The organism is Flavobacterium piscis (assembly GCF_001686925.1).
Taxonomy (GTDB): domain Bacteria; phylum Bacteroidota; class Bacteroidia; order Flavobacteriales; family Flavobacteriaceae; genus Flavobacterium; species Flavobacterium piscis.
This window is the reverse complement of the sequence record NZ_LVEN01000042.1, coordinates 57,360-74,630: the sequence shown is the minus strand read 5'-3', so window position 1 is coordinate 74,630 and position 17,271 is coordinate 57,360. Positions and strand designations below refer to the sequence as shown.

General features: G+C 32.9%; 11 protein-coding genes. 3 read left to right on the top strand and 8 right to left on the bottom strand.

What is annotated here, in order from left to right:
* Window positions 1-54: 54 nt before the first annotated feature.
* Window positions 55-1,332 carry a replication-associated recombination protein A gene (locus FLP_RS17640; protein ID WP_065450844.1) on the top strand — a complete coding sequence of 426 codons (1,278 nt, stop codon included), beginning with the start codon at window positions 55-57 and terminating at the stop codon, window positions 1,330-1,332.
* A gap of 18 nt (window positions 1,333-1,350) precedes the next feature.
* Here FLP_RS17640 and FLP_RS17635 read toward each other — a convergent pair whose 3' ends face one another.
* Genes FLP_RS17635 through radC form a run of 3 tightly spaced genes read right to left on the bottom strand, consistent with a single transcriptional unit; the run spans window position 1,351 to window position 3,479 of the window.
* Window positions 1,351-2,097 (bottom strand): hypothetical protein, encoded by a 747-nt coding sequence (locus FLP_RS17635; RefSeq protein WP_065450843.1) that lies wholly within the window; start codon window positions 2,095-2,097, stop codon window positions 1,351-1,353.
* A gap of 2 nt (window positions 2,098-2,099) precedes the next feature.
* Window positions 2,100-2,786, bottom strand: coding sequence for a YjjG family noncanonical pyrimidine nucleotidase (locus tag FLP_RS17630; protein WP_065450842.1), 687 nt, complete (start codon window positions 2,784-2,786; stop codon window positions 2,100-2,102).
* Between the two features lie 3 nt (window positions 2,787-2,789).
* Window positions 2,790-3,479, bottom strand: a complete 690-nt coding sequence (gene radC, locus FLP_RS17625) for a RadC family protein (RefSeq protein ID WP_065450841.1) — start codon at window positions 3,477-3,479, stop codon at window positions 2,790-2,792.
* A 206-nt stretch (window positions 3,480-3,685) separates the two neighbouring features.
* Between radC and FLP_RS17620 the strand changes: the two genes are divergently transcribed.
* Window positions 3,686-4,312, top strand: a complete 627-nt coding sequence (locus tag FLP_RS17620; RefSeq protein ID WP_065450840.1) for a DUF1287 domain-containing protein — start codon at window positions 3,686-3,688, stop codon at window positions 4,310-4,312.
* Between the two features lie 88 nt (window positions 4,313-4,400).
* Here FLP_RS17620 and FLP_RS17615 read toward each other — a convergent pair whose 3' ends face one another.
* The 3 genes from FLP_RS17615 to FLP_RS17605 form a co-directional block, all read right to left on the bottom strand.
* On the bottom strand, window positions 4,401-4,913 hold the full coding sequence (locus tag FLP_RS17615; RefSeq protein WP_065450839.1) for a hypothetical protein: 513 nt from the start codon (window positions 4,911-4,913) through the stop codon (window positions 4,401-4,403).
* A gap of 156 nt (window positions 4,914-5,069) precedes the next feature.
* Window positions 5,070-6,425, bottom strand: coding sequence for a UDP-N-acetylmuramate--L-alanine ligase (locus tag FLP_RS17610; protein ID WP_065450838.1), 1,356 nt, complete (start codon window positions 6,423-6,425; stop codon window positions 5,070-5,072).
* Between the two features lie 58 nt (window positions 6,426-6,483).
* Window positions 6,484-7,170: a tetratricopeptide repeat protein gene (locus tag FLP_RS17605; protein WP_065450837.1), complete on the bottom strand. Its 687-nt coding sequence runs from the start codon at window positions 7,168-7,170 to the stop codon at window positions 6,484-6,486.
* A gap of 133 nt (window positions 7,171-7,303) precedes the next feature.
* Between FLP_RS17605 and FLP_RS17600 the strand changes: the two genes are divergently transcribed.
* Window positions 7,304-13,708: an alpha-2-macroglobulin family protein gene (locus FLP_RS17600; RefSeq protein WP_065450836.1), complete on the top strand. Its 6,405-nt coding sequence runs from the start codon at window positions 7,304-7,306 to the stop codon at window positions 13,706-13,708.
* A gap of 132 nt (window positions 13,709-13,840) precedes the next feature.
* On the opposite strand, the gene FLP_RS17595 is transcribed toward FLP_RS17600, so the two are convergent.
* Window positions 13,841-15,985, bottom strand: coding sequence for a S46 family peptidase (locus tag FLP_RS17595; RefSeq protein WP_065450835.1), 2,145 nt, complete (start codon window positions 15,983-15,985; stop codon window positions 13,841-13,843).
* A 177-nt stretch (window positions 15,986-16,162) separates the two neighbouring features.
* Window positions 16,163-17,164, bottom strand: coding sequence for a GTPase ObgE (obgE, locus tag FLP_RS17590; protein WP_065450834.1), 1,002 nt, complete (start codon window positions 17,162-17,164; stop codon window positions 16,163-16,165).
* Window positions 17,165-17,271 lie beyond the last annotated feature (107 nt).

Here is a 17,271-nt window from a genome sequence, read left to right as displayed (position 1 = left end):
ATTTGTAACCCTTTTTTAACTATAAAATTAAAATTGAAATAGTAATTTTACAAAATGGAAGCACCTTTAGCCGAGCGTATTCGCCCACAGCAATTAGAAGATTATATTAGTCAAAGTCATTTGGTTGGACCAAATGGTTCTTTGACACAACAAATTTCGAAAGGAATCATTCCGTCATTGATATTTTGGGGACCTCCGGGAACAGGAAAAACAACTCTGGCCCAAATTATTGCTCAGGAATCTAAACGTCCTTTCTACATTTTGAGTGCAATAAATTCGGGAGTAAAAGATATTCGTGACGTAATCGAAAAAGCAAAACAAAGCGGCGGATTATTTACGGCCAAAAACCCTATTTTATTTATTGATGAGATTCATCGTTTTAGCAAATCACAACAAGATTCACTTTTAGCAGCGGTAGAAAAAGGATGGATCACACTTATTGGTGCTACTACAGAGAACCCAAGTTTTGAAGTTATTCCTGCATTATTGTCACGTTGTCAAGTTTATATACTAAATGCTTTTACAAAAGCAGATTTAGAAGCCTTATTGCATCGTGCTATGAAAACAGATACTTATCTGGCTTCAAAAAATATTACATTAAAAGAAACAGAAGCTTTACTCCGACTTTCGGGCGGAGATGGACGAAAATTACTGAATATTTTTGAACTTGTTGTAAATGCTTCTGCAGGCGATGAAATAATTATTACAAATGATAGGGTTTTTGAACTGGTTCAGCAAAATACTGTTTTGTATGACAAAAGTGGTGAGCAGCACTATGATATTGTTTCGGCATTTATAAAATCAATTCGCGGCAGCGATCCAAACGGTGCTGTTTATTGGCTCGCAAGAATGATTGAAGGTGGTGAAGACGTGAAATTTATTGCGAGAAGAATGCTTATTTTATCTAGTGAAGATATTGGAAATGCAAATCCAACGGCTTTTATAATGGCAAACAATACTTTTCAGGCCGTGACTACCATTGGTTATCCTGAAAGCCGAATTATATTAAGTCAATGTGCCATATATCTGGCAACATCTCCTAAAAGTAATGCTTCTTATATGGCAATTGGTAACGCACAACAATTGGTAAAACAAACCGGTGATTTACCTGTCCCTATTCATTTAAGAAATGCGCCAACTAAACTTATGAAAGAATTAGGTTATGGTGATGATTATAAATACTCGCACGACTACGCTAATAATTTTGCCGAACAGGAGTTTTTACCTGATGCCATAAAGAAAACGGTTCTTTATAATCCTGGTAACAATTCTAGAGAGAATAGCAACCGCGAATTTTTAAAGAACCGTTGGAAAGATAAATATGGTTACTAAAACCGTATTTTATTATTTTTAGAATTTTACTACAACTTTTTCAGATACTAATTGATCATTCTTGTAATATTCGAAAAACCATTGATTGTCTTTTGCATTTAATGATCCCTGAATACCATCTTTTATTGCAATAAAGGAATCAGGACGAGATGTTTTTAACAACTTCATTACTACTTTGGGAGTTTTATCAATTAGCTGATATCCGTTTTCTGTAGGTTGCGCATATAACAAGTTAGGATCTGTAATATCTGCCACCGGAGCCGATACAGTTGCTGCAGCAGTCACAGTTTGAACAGTTGCAGGAACCGAAGCAGTAACAGTTTTCACTGTATTAGCACTTTTTCCATTATACTTATATTGCAGTGCATTTATAGAAACAAATGCCATTTCAAGACTTTCTCTATAAGCTGATTCGTATTCTTTCTCTTTACTTTTTCCTACTTGCGAAGTAAATACAACTTTACCATAGCAGTCTCTAAATTCAACAAAAAGTTTGGTCACTAAAAAACCATTATCTCTTTTTACATCTGCATACAATAGATCGCAACGATCAGCAAATTCTGCCGGAAGCTGTTCATTACCATAAAAAGCCTTAAAACCAGCTTTAACCAAATTTGCCTTAGTCATCGTTGATAACCTGTATTGGTTTTCTGTTTTAAGAAACTCATATTTTAAAGGCACAATCACTGCTTTGTAATCATTAACAGATTGCGAAAACCCAATAACTGAAGTAAGAAGCGCAATCAACAAAAATTTTATTCTCATAATTATAAATATTTTTTAAGTTCTAATAAATGGTTTATTTGTTTAATATTATCCGGGACCGTAATTTTTTTATCATTAAAAAAAATAGCATCCAGTCCAGCGTTTAAAGCTCCATTGACATCGGCATCAAGGCAATCGCCAATCATGACACTATTTTGTTTAGAAGCTTTGGCAACATTTACAGCATAATCAAAGATAATACTATTTGGCTTTTTTACGCCTGCCAATTCAGAATTTGTTATAGTCTGGAAATATCCTGAAAGAAGAGCATTATTAATTTTCTTGTCCTGAACATTTGCAAAACCATTTGTAATGATATGCAATCTGTATTTTGGTCTTAAATAGTCTAAAACTTCGATTGCACCATCAAAAAGATGGTTATTATCAGTTAAAAACTCTATATAATCATTTGCAATTTGATTAATATTTTCATCAGAAATATTAATGTTTAAAGCATCAAAAGAAAACTTCAATCTATTGTAACGCAATTCTAAGTGAGTAATTTTATCGTTTTGATAAAGCTTCCAGCACTCCTGATTTATAGGAGCGTATTTTGCTATAAAATCCTGTATTTTAATTTCAGGAAATCTGTTTTTAAAAATTCGATCAAAAGCCATCTGTGAGTTCCTATCAAAATCCCAAAGTGTATGATCTAAATCAAAAAAAACATCGGTAATATTTGTTTTCATCTGTTAAAAAATTCCTTCATCTACAAAACTATAATATTTTGTTTCAGTAATAATCAAATGATCTAAAACTTTAACATCTAAACTTTCACCGGCCAATTTTAGTTTTTTTGTAATTTCCTTGTCCGCCTCACTGGGCTGTAAATTACCTGACGGATGATTATGACACAAAATCAGGCCTGTAGCACCATTTTCAAGTGCTAATTTAAACACAAGACGCGCATCTACAATTGTACCTGTTATTCCGCCTTTACTAAGCTGCGATTTAGAAATTATCTTATTAGAATTATTCAGAAAAAGCACCCAAAATTCTTCATGTGTTAATTCACCAATAATAGGTTGCATCATTTCGAATACCTTTTTACTAGAGGTAACTTTTACTAAATCTACCGCATCTTCGGCTCTTCGGCGCCGACCAAGCTCTAATGCGGCAATAATTGTAATTGCTTTAGCCTCTCCTATTCCTTTAAAATTAGTCAATTGAGAAACTGACATTTTGCCTAAACCATTTAAACTATCAACACTTGATAAAATTCGTTTGCTTAAAGCTACAGCCGACTCGTTTCGACTTCCTGAACCAATCAAAATTGCAATAAGTTCAGCATCACTTAAGGCTATTTTACCTTTCAGCATTAATTTTTCACGAGGTCGGTCATCTTCAGACCAATTGTTTATAGGAAAATGAGTTGTTTCCATTATTGTATATTATTAATCATATATAAATTAGAGTTTGCACTCTTTTTCTGCTGACAATCTTTATTTTTGAATTCATTTTACTTTTAATCCAAAAAGCGAATATATTTAAAAATAAGAAAAATCAGTCATAAAAAGTGATTACTATTTTCAAATTAATTAACTTTAAATGCCAAAAGACTCTTAACCAAACTTCTGCCAAATTCGCAATGAAATTTCCATATACCTTACTCATCATCTTTTTATTCATTTCATGTAATCAAAAAGAAAAAAGCAATACTTTCTCTCAAACTACGCCAACAGCAGCAAAAAACTTCGCTGAGAAATTATCTAATGCAGCGATCTCTATAATTGACCCATCAATAGATTATGATCCTGCTTATTTCTCTATCGAATATCCTAACGGAGATGTTCCTAAAAATAAGGGCGTTTGTACAGATGTTATTATTCGTTCCTATCGAAAATTAGGCATCGATTTGCAAAAAGAAGTTCATGAAGATATGATCGAAAATTTTTCTAAATATCCTAATCTAGAAAAATGGGGAATGACTAAAACAGATACTAATATTGATCATAGAAGAGTTCCTAATCTGGAAATTTTTTTTGAAAGAAACGGAAAAAAACTTTCCGTAACACAAGATCCAAAAGATTATAAAACCGGAGAAATTGTAACCTGGCTTATTAATAACAAATTGCCACATATTGGAATCGTAACCAGCAAAAAATCAAGTGACGGAAAAAGAAACCTGATTGTACACAATGTTGGTAACGGACAAGTACTGCAGGATTGTTTATTTGAATATAAAATTGTAGGACATTATAGGTATTGGGAATAAAGATTAAATAAAATGGCAATAGAAAAATGCCAAATTAAATTAAGAAAAAAAATGCCAACTACTAATTGTAATTGGCATTTTAGACCTATTAATTAATCTTATAATTTATAATCTTTTTTATACCCCAAAAACCTTCTTTGGTGTACAAAACTAATTTCTTCTTTTTGATTTGGTTGTTGTCCAGATTTCTTAATTCTCTAATAACATCTGAATCATCACCATCAAATTTACTAAGACTAAAATTTCCTTCATGCTCTCCTGAATCGTAATACTCAATCCTTGAAAACCTTTTGATACTATTTCTTCCTCCCGAACCGTAAATGAATCTTTTGATCGTATAAGATTGCATTTCTGTTGGCTTATCCTTTATAGAATAATCCATTAAAGACTTATAAATAATATCAGACACAGTTCCAAAACTAAGAAAAGAAATCATTACTCCCATCAAAGACAAAAGTAAAAAACAGCCAATTTTATCAAGGACTGAAGTTGTATCTGAATAATATTTAACAAAAGAATTGAACTTAAAAGAAAAGAAAATCATTCCCAGTAAAATGGGCAGATAAACAAATATTATATCACCAAGAATTCCCTTATTCAAATATTGATTATACCAGAAAAGCCAGTTTAAAATTCCAAAAATTAAAAAACCAACAAATAACTTATACAGTTTTTTATCATTGCGTTTTATTTCATTTTTTAGCTGTCGTTTATTTTCTTTTTAACTTAGCAACTCTTCTGTTCATTGCAAATAAAACTACTCAATTAAGCCTTTTACTTCATCAAAGTTTAATCCTCCGTAATTTCCTGAACTCATCAATAACAAAGCCGAATTATCAAGATTTAAATGAAACAAATATTCTTTGAACTCAGCCGGATTAGTATAAATAATTAAATCTTTACGATTAAAAGCAGTTGCAATTTGCTCATAAGTTACTTCTTCAAGCTGTTTAATTTTTACAGCATCCGGAGAATAGAAAACTACAGCAACATCTGCATATTCTAAAGCTCCTTCATATTCTTTCAAAAATTCAGCATTTAAACTACTGTAGGTATGCAATTCCAGACAAGCTACCAAAGTTCTGTTTGGGTATTGTTCTTTTACTGCTTTTGTAGTTGCAGCCACTTTACTTGGAGAGTGAGCAAAATCTTTATAGGCCACTTTTCCTTTTCCTTCGGCAATTTTTTCTAAACGTTTTGATGCACCTTTAAAACTTGCAATTGCTTCGTAAAAGTCGGCTTCGTCTACGCCCATGTTTTGGCAGATCCATTTGGCACCAGCCAGGTTATTTAAATTGTGCGCTCCAAAAACTTCAATTGGCATATCGCCTTCAGGAGTTTCTAATAAAGTTACGCCATCATTTACGCTATATTTTGGAGTAGAATAAGCCAGTTTACGAATTGGATTTGTGGCCGCCTCTGCTACTCTTTTTACTTCAGCATCATCTTCATTATAAACCAAAATCCCGCCATTTGTAATTTTAGCAATAAAAATTTCAAATTGCTCAACATAATTTTCATACGTTGGAAAAACATTGATATGATCCCAGGCAATTCCTGAAATCAAAGCAATATTTGGTTGATACAAGTGAAATTTCGGACGTCTGTCTATAGGCGAAGATAAGTATTCATCACCTTCCAGAACCATAAAATCATTTTCTTCTGTAAGATGCACCATGGTATCAAAACCTTCAAGCTGTGCCCCTACCATGTAATCAACTTCGATATTATGATAATGCATTACGTGCAAAATCATCGAAGTAATGGTTGTTTTTCCGTGAGAACCTCCAATTACAACACGTGTTTTATTTTTAGACTGTTCGTACAAAAATTCAGGATACGAATATATTTTCAAACCTAATTCCTGTGCTTTTAGCAATTCAGGATTATCGGCTTTCGCATGCATTCCTAAAATTATAGCATCAATATCGGCAGTGATTTTTTCAGGAAACCAACCCATTTCTGCAGGCAGAATTCCTTTTTTTTCTAATCTTGATTTTGATGGTTCAAAAATAGCATCGTCGCTGCCCGTAACTTTATATCCTTTGTTATGTAATGCTAATGCTAAGTTGTGCATAGCGCTCCCGCCTATTGCGATGAAATGTGTTCTCATTTAAATTCCAATTTTTTTAAAATTCCAAATTCCAATTAAATGGAATTTAATTTTGACATTAAGCTTCAAATTTCTGTTTTAATTCCTTTGCTTTTTTAGTGTCTTTTAGATTATTCAAATATAAATTATATAATTTTTGAAACGTAGTTTTTGATTTGCCAATTTCATGAGCCTTTATAAAGTTTTTTTCGGCTGCTGTATATCTCTTAAAATACACATCTATTCTTCCTTTTGATAAATAACCATCAACGGGCGATAATTGCGCCAGCTGATTGGAGTATAAAATTGCCTTAGATTCGCTTCCGCCAAAAATGCCCGGCAATTGCAAATATATTTCGATTAATGCCCATCTGGCCGGAAGGTGTTTAGGATCTAAAACAATAGCTTTTTCAAATGATTCTTTCATTTCACTCACCATTCCCAAAGCTTTCAATCTGTTGACTTCCATAGCCCGCATTGCCAGACAGCCTCCGTATTTATAGAAATAATCTGCTTCTGCAGGTTTTAATTCTTTCAGTTTTTTGAAATATTCAGCTCCTTTTATCCATGCTTTTTGATGCGCTGTAATTTCTCCCAAATACTCAATTGTTTTTATATCCGAAGGTTTGCTTTTTAAAACCTCTTCAAAAACAACCCGCGCTTCATCATACTTTTTGGCATGATATAGCTTTTCTGCTTTTTCAAAATTAGATTGCGACCAAATACATATTGGCACAAATAAAAAAAAGAGGATTAGCTTTTTCATCTTTCAAAAATAGGGAAATATAAAACGCAACATTTGGTTTTGAAGATAAATTAGTAATTTGTACGAAATTTATTTTCAATAGTTTTCCCAACCTTTTATACAAAACCGCGCTCTATATACTAAAAACCGATTTATGAAAAATATATTATTTGTTTTCTTATTGTTTACTACTGCTTTATTTGCTCAAAAAAACGACAAAAACTGGGCTAAAGTTGCCGCTTATGAAAATGAAGGTAAAATAAAATCAGCAAATGAAATCGTTGACAAAATTTACAAAAAAGCAGTTTCAGCAAAAGACGAAGTACAAATGATAAAATGTTTTTTTTATCAATCGAAATATTTGCAGGTAGTTGACGAAAACGCAAAAACTAAAATCTTAGATCATCTTAAAACAGATATTAACCGGGTTTCGATACCATCAAAAGCAATTTTGAATTTAATTTATGCAAAATGTTTAAATAGGTACTCTAATTATGACGAAGCTTATGCAGTTGTAGACAGTGCTGCGGCGGTTGTAGATGAAGCTGCTGCAATGATAGATTCTGCTATTTTTACTGTAGATACTATTGCTGTAGCCATAGACACCACAGCCGTTGTTGATATACTGGAAGATGATAAAGCAAGCATTGATTTTACATCTGAAAAAGAAGTACTAGCACTTTATGAAAAAACACTGGAAAATGAATCAATCCTTAAAAAAACATCTTTAAAAAAGTATCAGGCTATTTTTAGTTTTCTGACTTTAGAAAAGCTAAAAAATGAAAACTTATATGATTATTTACTAAAAGAAAATATCGCGTTTTTCACTGAAAAAATTGAGCGATGGAAAATTGATAACAGCCAAATTCCAGCTTATAAAAATGAACTTTTAGGAAATTCAGAAGCCTTTTTAGCGCTTGATCTCAATTTTATAAAAGAAGAAAATTTCAAAAAAGTGCTGTCTTTATATCAAAAACTCGAATCTGGCAATCCATCATTAGAAAACCAATTTGACCGCATTATTTTTTGTAGTGAATTTATGCCACAGCCCAATGAAGATTTGAAAATATTTTTAAATGAATTTCAACAACGTTCGAATGATCCCATTCTTACTCAGAAAATTCTATTAAAAAAAGCAGAAATTCTCCTTAGCCAGGCATCGAAAGAATTACATCCTGATTATAATATCGAAGCGGTCAAAATATACGACGAGATAATAAAAATGAATAATGAAACCAATGCAGCTCAGACTGCTTTGGGGCAAAAACAATATGTTATTTCTAAATCATTAACTGCAAGGCTTCAAAAGTTCATTTATAATAAGGAGAATACCAGAGCTTTTATCACTTATAAAAATCTTGACCATTTAAGAATATCATTCTACAAAATAGATCAAAAAAAACTCAGGAAATTTTTAGATTCATATTCTGAAGAAGATAGTTTAGCTGCAGCCATTACAAAAAATCAAATTAAAATAGCTTCTAAAGACTATCAGCTTCAAAATAAAAAGGATTATTTTGAATATACTACAGAAGTTGTTTTACCACAACTGGAAACAGGAACGTATTTAGTTTATTTTGAAAGTGATTCTGATGCAAAAAAAGAGAAACCATTTTCTTATCAAACCATTACCGTTTCAAATTTAAGTATTCTGGCCTCGCAGGAAATCAACAAAGAAAATTTTCAGGTGCTGGACAGAAAAACAGGAAAACCTCTTGAAAATGTAACCATAAAATCTAAGCGTTATACTCTTAAAACAGATTCAAACGGACTAGCTTCTTATATTGGAGCAAATAACTACGATTACAATGAGCATATAGAATTTTCATTGGCAAACGACACTATTTTACCCGAGAAAAATTATCTTAGATATACGCAGCAATACAATCAAACAGAAAACAATTCTTTAACAGGAAAAGTTGAGTTTTATCTGGACAGGGCAATTTATCGTCCGGGACAAACGGTTTACTATAAAGGAATTGCCATTAAAAAACAAAAAAACAAAACCAGTATTGTTGCCAATACCACTTTTAAAATTTTCGTAAGAGATACTAATTATCAAACGTTTAAAGAACTAGAAGTTATTACCAATGAATTTGGTTCTTTTTCAGGAGAATTCACTTTGCCTAAAAGCGGACTTACAGGTAATTTTAATATTTATGCAACGCAACCTGATAATTATGAAAAAGGAGATATTTCGTTTAAAAACAAACCAAATGCATCATTTTGGAAAACCGTAAGACTTGAAAACTCTCAAATTTATTTTAGGGTCGAAGAATACAAACGTCCAAAATTTAAAGTAGATTTTGATCCTAAAAAAGAAAGTTTTCAGGTCAATCAATCGATTAAAGTAAACGGAACTGCAAAAGCATTTGCCGGAAGCAACATTTCTGATGCAAAAGTAACTTACAAAGTAACTCGATTTACACGTTATGTTAGGAATTATAGTGATTATTGGGGGAACGAACAAAACGAAATTATAGCAACGGGCGAAACCAAAACAGATGCTTCTGGTAAATTTGTAATTGAATTTATTGCCGAACCTTCAAAAAATGCAATCAAAGAACAATTGCCTGTTTTTAGCTACAGTGTAATTGCCGATGTCACTGATATTAATGGCGAAACACATACCTCAGAAACCACTGTAAAAGTGGGTTATCATGATTTGGTCATCAATGCCAGTATTCCGGGTAGTATTGAAACTAAAAACAAAAACGAAATCACGCTTACAAGTACCAATTTAAACGGAGAATTTTTAGCAGCCAAAGGCGAAATTAAATTGTATTTCGTTAGTCCGTTTTCTTATAAATTTAAAGAAAACTTGTGGCAAAAACCAGAAATCGAGAATATCTCAGCGTCAGATTTTGAAAGATTGTTTCCTTATGAAATGGTAGAAATTAAAACAGATAAAGCAAATGAAGTTTTATTGTTTTCGAAAAAAGTAGACACCGAAAAAGACAAAAAAATAGTCTTGGATTTTATTTCAGATTATAAATCCGGAATTTATAAAATTGTGTTTTCAGCAAAAGACACCTTCAATAATCCCATAGAATCTGTATCGACTTTCGAAATAAAACAAAGCAAAGACAAATTTAATCCAAGTAAATTATTTACAGCAGAGCAAATTAATACGGATCCAAAAAAAGATGGTTTTGTAACAATTAAACTTTCTTCTGTCATTCCGGATCTTTATATCACTACCAACGGAAATTATGGTAATCAAACCTATTTTGAAAATACGTATCATTTACAAAACCATGAAGTAACAATAAAAGTTCCTTTAAAAAAAGAATTCGAAAAATCAGTTGGCATAAGTTTTCAAAGCATTTTCGACAACGAAATTTTTAATAACCAAATAGACGTTGCACTAAAAACACCGGAATCTAAACTTGAATTACTTGTAGAAAGTTTTAGAAATAAAATCGAACCCGGAAGTAAGGAAACCTGGTCGTTTAAACTAAAATCAATCAATGCAAAAACCGAAGCAGAAGTATTAGCCTCTATGTACGACAGCTCTTTAGACCAGTTTACAAAAAAGGACTGGAATAATAGCTTAAGTATAAACAATTACCATTACAATTCTCCTAATTTTAAATCTGGTTTAGGTTTTGAACGAACATCTTCATCTCTGGAAAATTTAAATGAATTTCTTCCTCTAACTGTATTAAAAAATGATGAAACACGATTAAACTGGTTTGGTTTTGACTTCAATAATAGCCGATACGGTGATTCACTTGGCATCACGATAACCGAACTTAAAGATAAAAAAGTAGGCAGTGAAACTATTAAAGGAGATCCTGATGCTGTTTTAACTGTTGATGAACCTGTTGGCGCAGCAGCAGCAATTACTATTTCAGAATCTGCTTCAGCACCAGCTCCAAAAGTAGATCAGGTACGATTTGTAAAACCTGCCTATATGAAAACTGGGGATACTTTAAACAATCCAGAATATTACTATCAAACCAATAAAGTGCAATTTGTTCCTGGAAAAAAAATCACGAATGGTCTTACCTCAATGATAATTAATTCATCAACATTATATATAATTGATGGAGAAATTTCTTCTGAAGATAATTTCAAAAAAATAAACCCTGAAGATCTTCTTGACATCGAGTTTTTAACTGGAGACAAAGCCACAGCACTTTACGGAAGCAGAGCGGCAAACGGCGTCATAATCATTACAACCAAAAAAGCATTAGAAGCATTAACCCAAGTAAAAGCCAGAAAAAATCTTTCTGAAACCGCTTTCTTTTTACCTAATTTAAAAACCGATGCCAACGGAAAAGTAAGTTTCAATTTTACTTCGCCGGAAGCTCTAACGGCTTGGAAACTTCGTTTATTGGCACATAATAAAGATGCTGTTTCCGGTTATTTAGAGAAAAGTGTTGTAACTCAAAAAGAATTAATGCTTTTACCTAATTTCCCTCGCTTCTTTAGGGAAAAAGATACGATTGTAATCTCGGCTAAGATTTCAAATGTAACAGATCAGGTAAAAACAGGAATCGCTATTTTACAGTTTTTCGATGCGACAACAATGCAGCCCATAGATGCCAAAATGCTGAATGCAAAAAATGTGAGAAACTTTACGGTTGGTGCTTTTGGGAATACAACAGCAACCTGGACAATTTCAATTCCAGAAGGTTTGCAAGGTGTGCAATATAAAATCCTGGCCAAATCCGGTAATTTTTCGGATGGAGAAGAAAACATACTTCCGGTTTTGACCAATAATATGTTGGTTACAGAAAGTATCCCCATTTGGGTTCGTGAAAATTCTACCAAAGAATATACTTTTGAGAATTTAAAAAACAACAATTCAGCGACTTTAAAAAATCATCAGCTTACTTTAGAATATACATCAAATCCATCGTGGATGGCAATTCAGTCTTTGCCGTTTTTGATGGAATACGAACATGAATGTGCCGAACAAACTTTCGCTCGCTTTTATGCCAATGCTTTGGCCTCAGAAATCATTTCGAGTAATCCGAAAATTGCAACTGTATTTGAAAACTGGAGAAAAAACGGAAAACTGAATTCTAAATTAGAAGAAAACGAAGAACTAAAATCAATTATTCTGGCAGAAACTCCGTGGCTAAAAGATGCGGAAAGCGAAGAAGAAAAGAAAAAGAATCTGGCTCTTTTATTTGATTTGGAAAAAATGAAGGCATCGCAAGAAGCTGCTTTTGATAAATTAAAACAAAAACAAAACTCATCAGGAGGATTTTCTTGGTTTGAAGGAAGTTCTGAAAATGAATACATCACCCGTCATATTCTGGCAGGTTTAGGTCATTTATCCAAATTAAACAAAACAGAAGATAATGTTGCAAAAATTGATGCCATTGCCAAAACCGGAGTTCCTTTTCTGGACAATAAATTCTTAGAGTATTATAAAAACAAGACTAAAAACTTAAAAAAGACAGAGAAGCTAATTTGGATCAATCCCTATTCAGATCTGCATTATTTATATACCAGAAGTTTTTATTTAGACAATTATCCGCTTTCCGATACTTTGAAAAAAGCAACAAAATTGTATTTAGAAACAACTAAAAAAGATTGGCTCAATTATTCGCTTTACGAAAAAGGACTGGCTGCTTTAACTTTAAATCGTTTTGGAGAAAGCGAGTCGGCTAAAAAAATTATTGAAAGTCTAAAAGAAACGTCATCAAATAATGTAGATTGGGGCATGTACTGGATTTCCAATAAAGCAGGTTGGTATTGGTATCAGGCCCCCATAGAAACTCAGGCTTTATTGATTGAGGCTTTCACCGAAGTGACTCACGATATCAAATCTGTGGATGCCATGAAAGTTTGGTTGTTAAAAAACAAACAGACCAAAAACTGGCCAACAACAAAATCTACAACAGAAGCTGTTTATGCTTTATTGATGCAAGGTAATGATTGGTTAAGCGTGAAAGACAATACTATCATCAAAATTGGAAACGAAAAAATCTTAACCAAAAAATTAAACGAAAACGAAAAAGAAGCTGAAACCGGCTATATCAAACTGAATTGGAAAGCTGATGAAGTCAAAAGAGAAATGGCTTCAATAAGTATTCAAAACAAATCTAAAGTTCCCGGATTTGGCGGCGTTTATTGGCAATATTTTGAAGAATTGGATAAAATCAAAACCAATTCGGGCGCAGTTTTATCAGTTTCGAAAGAATTGTATTTAAAGAAGACTTCACTAAAAGGCAACCAATTAGAACGAATTACAAGCAAAAACCCTTTACAAACAGGAGATTTAGTTACGGTAAGACTAATTATAAAATCTAAAGAAGACATGGAATTTGTGCATTTAAAAGATATGCGCGCTTCTTGCTTTGAACCTGTAAATGTACTTTCTGAATATCAATACAAAAATGGTTTAGGATATTATATGAGCACAAAAGATGCTGCAACGCATTTGTTTTTTGACCAGATCAACAAAGGAACTTATGTAATAGAATATGATATAAGAGTAAACAACAGCGGAGAATTCTCAAACGGAATTACAACAATTGAAAGTATGTATGCTCCGGAATTTGCCAGTCATACAAAAGGAATTCGGGTAAAAGTTCAATAAAATTTCGAAAAATAGCAACGAATTCACGAATTAATTAAAATAAAAATTCGTGAATTCGTGGCGGAAAAAATTACCACAAAAAAAGCCGACAGATTTTAAATCTGTCGGCTTTAATTTTAGAAATAAAACAAACTATTTTGCAATAGTCAATTCATCAATAATATTTTTAGCTCCAGCGTATTTGTCGATAATCCAAAGTACATAACGAATATCTACGTTGATTGTTCTTTGCAATTTAGGATCAAAAATAACATCTCCTGCCATTGCTTCAATGTTTCCGTCAAAAGCAATACCAATTAACTCTCCTTTTCCGTTAAGAACCGGTGAACCAGAGTTTCCTCCTGTAATATCATTATCTGTCAGGAAGTTTACAGGCATATATCCAGCTTTGTCAGCATATTGTCCGTAATCTTTTTTCTTGTTCAATTCTAACAAACGTTTTGGTAAATCAAATTCCTGATCTCCTGCTTTGTATTTTTTCACCATACTTTCCATAGTAGTATAGTTATTAATTGTAGCATCATTTCTAGGATCTGCAGGTAATGCACGAACTTTTCCGTAAGTCAGTCTCAAAGTAGAGTTTGCATCAGGGTATTGAATCGTGTTTAATTTTGACTCTCTTAACCCTTCAACCAATTCGCGGAAAGCAGTTGCGAAACCATCATCAGCTTTAGCCTGATCATCTGTTTTAGCACGGTATTTTGTCATCAAATCATTAGAAATAATGTACAAAGGATCATGTACAATTGCTAATGGTTTTGGATTAGCCATAAATGCCAACACTTTTTCTTTAGTTGTAAAGTAACTTACCTCAGTTGCTTTTGCAACATCTGCAGTAAAATCACCCTTATTTTCTGATTTCATTTTAGCTACTTGTGTACCTAAACCATATTCAGCACCTTTAGAGGTGTACAAGTTCAATTGTGCAGCAAATATATCTTTTTCAAGGGGCGCATAAAACTCACCATAAATGTTATCGATCATAGCATTGATCTTAGGTAACATTTCTGCTTTTTTAGCGTCATTTTCATTATAATAAGCAATCAATGCATTTCCTAAGTTTGCTGGTCCTGCAGCATAACTTGACGTACGCAAAAGCTGCATTAAATAATTATCATGAGTTGCTTTTAAATTTGTAGATCTGTAATACTCATTAATAGTAGGAATTACATTTTCGTACTTTTCTTTATTAGCCGGTTTACTTGCCCATTCGTAGAATTTATCTTCCTGTGCGGCTTTAACATCTACCGTTCCGGCTTTTGTTAAGGCATCAATCATTCCCTGACGGTTTTTCCAGTAGTTGGCAGTCGAAGCATATTTAGACGCATATTGCAAACGAACTGTTGCATCTTTGTCCATATATTTTTTCATTACATCCATTCCGGTTTTAGCACCTTCAACCCATGCAGGATATGCATATTTTATGTTTTGCTCGATTCCTCCGGCTGGCATCCAACGGTTTGTTCTTCCAGGATATCCTAAAATCATAGCAAAATCATTTTCCTTAACTCCTTTTATACTTACAGGTAAGTAATGTTTAGGCTGTAAAGGCACATTGTCTTTTGAGTAAGTCGCAGGATTTCCGTCTTTATCAGCGTATACTCTAAACATAGAGAAATCTCCTGTTTGACGCGGCCATTCCCAGTTATCAGTATCTCCACCAAATTTACCAACACTTTCCGGAGGTGTTCCTACTAAGCGAACATCGGTATAATCCTGATATACGAAATAGTAATATTCATTTCCCTGAAAGAAAGGACGAACAGAAACGGTATATTTTCCTCCTTCGTTATTTTCTTTTTCAATCAAATTGATTTCCTGCTGAATGATTTTATTTCTTTCAGTCTCTGTCATTTTATCATTTACTTTAGACAAAATTCTTTTAGAAACGTCATCCATACGAACAAAGAAACGAACGTATAACGATTTTGGCTTCATTTCCTCACTTTTTGTTTTTGCCCAGAAACCATCTTTCAGATAATTTTGCTCGGCTGTAGAAAGTTCTGCAATTGCATTATATCCACAGTGGTGATTTGTTAAAACCAATCCGTTTTTAGAAACAATCTCAGCAGTACAACCTCCGTTAAACTGTACAATTGCATCTTTCAAACTATGATGATTAATGCTATAAATTTCTTCGGCTGTAAGCTGTAAGCCCATTTTTTCCATATCTCTATGGTTCAATCTTTCGATAAACATCAAAAACCACATTCCTTCATCAGCTTTTACAGGAAAAGCCATTAAGCACATGGTTAAGAATAAAATTATTTTTTTCATATTATTTTGTTTAAGTGATGCGAATATAAGTCATTTTCATAATTATATCATCCGAAGTAGGATCAAAAATAAATATGCTCACCTCTTTTTAAGATTTTATTACGAAATTAACATTTTGCACAATAAAAAAGGTGTCCTATTACAGAACACCTTTTTTGTATAAAACTATTATTTTTACTATTCGTTTAACATCTTCCAAAGTTTATCTTTCAAATCTGTTAAACCTTGTTGGGCAACCGATGAAATAAACATATAAGGAATGTCTTTGAAAGCAACATCTAATTCAGTCTTTAATTCAGCTTTAAGTTCGTCATCCAGCATATCGCATTTTGAGATTACTAAAAGACGTTCCTTATCTAACATTTCAGGATTGTATTTCGTTAATTCGTTAACCAAAATATCATATTCCCCTTTAATGTCCGGCGTATCAACAGGAACTAAAAACAACAATGTTGAATTACGCTCGATATGACGCAGAAAGTAATGTCCTAAACCTTTTCCTTCAGCAGCACCTTCAATAATTCCCGGAATATCTGCAATTACAAAAGACTGAAAATCTCTGTAAGCTACAATTCCTAAGTTTGGTTTTAAAGTAGTAAAAGGATAGTCCGCAATTTTTGGTTTTGCAGAAGTCAATACAGATAATAAAGTTGATTTTCCTGCATTAGGAAAACCTACTAAACCTACATCGGCTAAAACTTTAAGTTCCAGAATCACATCCATTTCTACACCCGGTAAACCTGGTTGTGCGTAACGTGGTGTTTGATTTGTTGAACTTCTAAAGTGCCAGTTACCTAAACCGCCTTTTCCACCTTTTGAAAGGATTCTTTTTTCACCATCTTCGGTAATTTCGAACAAGGTTTCTCCAGTTTCTTTATCTTTTACGACAGTTCCTAAAGGTACTTCGATAAATTTATCTTCTCCATCAGCACCTGTACTACGATCTCCACCTCCATCTCCACCGTGACCAGCTTTGATATGACGGGCAAATTTTAAGTGAAATAATGTCCACAAACCTTTATTCCCTACTAAATACACGTGTCCACCTCGACCACCATCACCTCCGTCCGGGCCTCCTTTTTCAATAAATTTCTCTCTATGTAAATGTGTAGATCCTTTTCCTCCCTTTCCGGATGAAACATATATCTTAACGTAATCTACAAAATTTCCTTCTGTCATTTTTTTTAATTTCAGATTTTAGATTTTAGATTTTAGATTGCTCTAAATCGTATTACTAAATTCTATTGTTTTTAGTTCAGTCTCAGCCTCGCTTTCAGTGCAAACTG

Excerpts from the sequence above, each read along its gene's own strand:
- FLP_RS17640 (WP_065450844.1), top strand. The coding sequence starts at position 55 with ATGGAAGCACCTTTAGCCGAGCGTATTCGCCCACAGCAATTAGAAGAT.
- FLP_RS17635 (WP_065450843.1), bottom strand. The coding sequence starts at position 2,097 with ATGAGAATAAAATTTTTGTTGATTGCGCTTCTTACTTCAGTTATTGGG.
- FLP_RS17630 (WP_065450842.1), bottom strand. The coding sequence starts at position 2,786 with ATGAAAACAAATATTACCGATGTTTTTTTTGATTTAGATCATACACTT.
- radC (WP_065450841.1), bottom strand. The coding sequence starts at position 3,479 with ATGGAAACAACTCATTTTCCTATAAACAATTGGTCTGAAGATGACCGA.
- FLP_RS17620 (WP_065450840.1), top strand. The coding sequence starts at position 3,686 with ATGAAATTTCCATATACCTTACTCATCATCTTTTTATTCATTTCATGT.
- FLP_RS17610 (WP_065450838.1), bottom strand. The coding sequence starts at position 6,425 with ATGAGAACACATTTCATCGCAATAGGCGGGAGCGCTATGCACAACTTA.
- FLP_RS17605 (WP_065450837.1), bottom strand. The coding sequence starts at position 7,170 with ATGAAAAAGCTAATCCTCTTTTTTTTATTTGTGCCAATATGTATTTGG.
- FLP_RS17600 (WP_065450836.1), top strand. The coding sequence starts at position 7,304 with ATGAAAAATATATTATTTGTTTTCTTATTGTTTACTACTGCTTTATTT.
- FLP_RS17595 (WP_065450835.1), bottom strand. The coding sequence starts at position 15,985 with ATGAAAAAAATAATTTTATTCTTAACCATGTGCTTAATGGCTTTTCCT.
- obgE (WP_065450834.1), bottom strand. The coding sequence starts at position 17,164 with ATGACAGAAGGAAATTTTGTAGATTACGTTAAGATATATGTTTCATCC.